Raw genomic sequence first — 3,223 nt, 5'->3', positions numbered from 1 at the left:
GGCTGCGGTGGGGCGGGTGGTTGGGCGGTTGTCTGAGCGGGGGTGTCGGTCGAAGCGGTTGGTGGTGAGTCATGCGTTTCATTCGGTGTTGATGGAGCCGATGTTGGATGAGTTTCGTGCGGTGGTGGAGGGGTTGACGTTTGCGTCGCCGCGTTTGGGTGTGGTGGATGAGGGGATGGTGGACCCGGAGTATTGGGTGCGGCATGTGCGGGAGACGGTGCGGTTCGCGGATACGGTCGCGCGGTTGCGTGAGCGGGGTGTGACGCGGTTTGTGGAGTTGGGTCCGGACGCGGTGCTCAGTGGGTCGGTACGTGAGTGTCTCGACGGCGACGGCGACGGGGATGTGGCGGTGGTGCCGAGCCTGCGCCGCGGTCGCGGCGAGGTCGAGTCGGTGCTCGCCGGGCTGGGTGCGTTGTTCTGCGCCGGAGTACCGGTGGACTGGCCCGAGCTGTTCGCCGGGAGCGGTGCCCGCCACACCGAACTGCCCACCTACGCCTTCCAACGCCAACACTACTGGCTGGAACCCTCCTCCCTCCCGGACTCCGGCCTCGCCGCCGTCGGCCTGGAGCCGGTCGAACACCCCTTCCTGCGCGCCGAGATGCCGCTGGGCGACGCCGGGGCGCTCGTACTGACCGGCCGGCTGTCCGCCAACCGGCAACCATGGCTGGCCGACCACGTGGTACTGGGCACCCCCATCCTTCCCGGCACCGGATTTCTGGCTCTGGCCTTGCACGCCGCGCGCCGAACCGGCGCGGGCCCGGTGGAAGAGCTCATCGTGCGCGCCCCCCTCGTCGTGCCGGAGCACGGCGACCCCCAGCTCCAAGTGGTGATCGACGCGCCCGACGGCACCGGTCGCCGTGCGCTGCGCGTGCTGTCCCGAGCGGGAGGCACCGCCGGGAACGGCACCTGGACCAGGCACGCCGAAGGCACCGTCGCCCCACCTGACGGGCTCTCCCCGGTCGGATCGGCGTCCGCGACCGGCTGGAACGGCCAGGCCGGCCCCGACGCACAGCCGATCGACGTCGACACCGCGTACGCGGAGCTCACCCGCCGGGGGTACGCGTACGGGCCGGCGTTCCGAGGACTGCAAGCCGTCCGACGCGGCGACGGCGAGGTGTTCGCCGACATCGTCCTGGGCGAGGCGGCGCGACACGGCGGCCCGGTGTTCGACCTGCACCCCGTCCTCCTGGACGCCGCCATCCAGGCCGCGCTGGTAGGCCTGTTCGAGACCGCGGACGAGACACTGGTGCCGTTCGCGTGGAGTGGTGTCACCGTACACACCGCGGCCCCGCCGGCCCTGCGCGCCCGCATCCGGAAAACCGGCGCCGACTCGGTGGCCATGGTGCTCACCGACCTCGAAGGCAACCCGGTCGCGTCGGTCGACTCGCTGGTGCTGCGGCCCGCGCCCGACGCCCCACACACTCCGTCGACAGAGCAGAGCCAGGCGGAGCTTTTGCGGTTGTCGTGGCTGCCGAAGGAGGTCGGCGCCCACCCCGGCACCGGTCACTGGGCGATGGTGGGGGAGGACCCGCACGACCTCGGTGCCGAACTCGCCGGCGGCGGCCCACCGCCCGACCGGTACGCGGATCTCTCCGCGCTGCGGGCCGCGACCGGGGCGGGCGCCCCGGTGCCGTCCACGGTGATCACCGTGGTCCCCCCGGCCGACACCACGGACATCGGCGGCGCGCACCGCGTCCTGCGACTGGTGCAGGACTGGCTGGCCGACGAGACGATGGCCGACGCGCCCCTCGTCGTCGTCACCACCGGTGGCATCCACACGGGCGGCGACGGGCGCATCGATCTCGACAACGTGCCGGTCTGGGGTCTGCTGCGTGCCGCGCAGTCCGAGCACCCCGGCCGCATCGTGCTCGTCGACGTCGCGCCGGGCCGTGCGGGGGCCCGACGGCTCGCCGCCGCGCTGGCCACGGGGGAGCCGCAACTGGCTCTGTCCGCCGAGGGCGTTCGCGTCCCGCGCCTCACCCGCCTGCCCTCCGACCCCGGCCCACACCCCGCCGTAGAGAAACCGCTGCCCGAGCACGGAACCGTGCTGCTGACCGGGGCGTTCGGCCGGCTCGGCCGGCTGCTCGCGCGGCACCTGGCCACCGAGCACGCGGTGACGAGCATGCTGCTGGTCAGCAGGAGCGGCCCCGTCACGCCCGAGGCGCACGCCCTGGTGGCCGAGCTGACCGCGCTGGGTCTGGACGTGCGAGCCGAAGCCTGCGACGTCGCCGACCGGGCCGAGCTCGCCGCGGTGCTGCGCGGGCTGCCCGACGACCGGCCCCTCACCGCTGTGGTCCACGCGGCAGGCGTACTTGACGACGGCGTGTTCACCGAGCTGAACCCGGAACGCCTCGACACGGTCATGGGTCCGAAGGCGGTGGCGGCGAGGAACCTGCACGAGCTCACCGCCGGCCTGCCGCTGTCGGCGTTCATCATGTACTCCTCCGTCTCGGGCCTGATCGGCGCGGCAGGTCAGGCCAACTACGCCGCCGCCAACACCTACCTCGACGCGCTCGCCCACCACCGCGCCCAGCTCGGACTCCCTGCGACATCACTGGCGTGGGGACTGTGGGACCAGCGGGGCGGTATGGCGGCGGCGCTCAGCACCGGCGACCTCAACCGGATGGCTCGCTCCGGAATAGCGACGTTGTCCGAAACCGAGGGCCTCGCGCTCTTCGACGCCGCCCTGCGGAGGAGTGAGCCGCTGCTCGTACCCCTGCGGCTGGACACCGCCTCCGCCACGGATGGTGTGGACGTGCACCCGCTGCTCCGCGAACTGATCACCAGCGCGCCGCGCCCGTCTCGCCCCGCGGCCGTACCCGACCGTCCGGACGGGCCGCGCCGCGTCGGCGAGGACGTGGCCTCCCAGCCCGGCCGACTGCTGGAGCTGGTACGCGCGGAGGCGGGGCGCATACTCGGCTACGACGGGCGCGACACGATCGGTGCCGACCGCACCTTCAGGGAATTCGGACTCGACTCCCTCACCGCCGTCGAGCTGCGCAACCGGCTCAACGCGATCACCGGATCGCGCCTGGGGACCACGGCCGTGTTCGACTACCCGACCGCACGGACCCTCGCCGACCACCTGGCCGGCCAGCTCACCCCGAGCGGCGAGACGGCCGAGACGACCAGTTCGCGGGCGAGCGATTCCGATGATCCTGTGGTGATTGTCGGGATGGCGTGCCGTTATCCGGGTGGGGTGGGTTCTCCGGAGGATCTGTGG

At 72.6% G+C, this 3,223-nt stretch carries 1 protein-coding gene; it reads left to right on the top strand.

Features of this window, described 5'->3' with window-relative positions; all coding sequences use genetic code 11:
* Positions 1 to 7: 7 nt before the first annotated feature.
* A partial coding sequence (locus LCE31_RS38190; protein WP_225022769.1) for a type I polyketide synthase occupies positions 8 to 3,223 on the top strand: 3,216 nt, incomplete at its 3' end.

Source organism: Streptomyces sp. 8L (assembly GCF_020176795.1).
Classification (GTDB): Bacteria; Actinomycetota; Actinomycetes; order Streptomycetales; family Streptomycetaceae; genus Streptomyces.
Note: the sequence above shows the minus strand (reverse complement) of the source record. Positions and strands in the feature narration are given on the sequence as shown.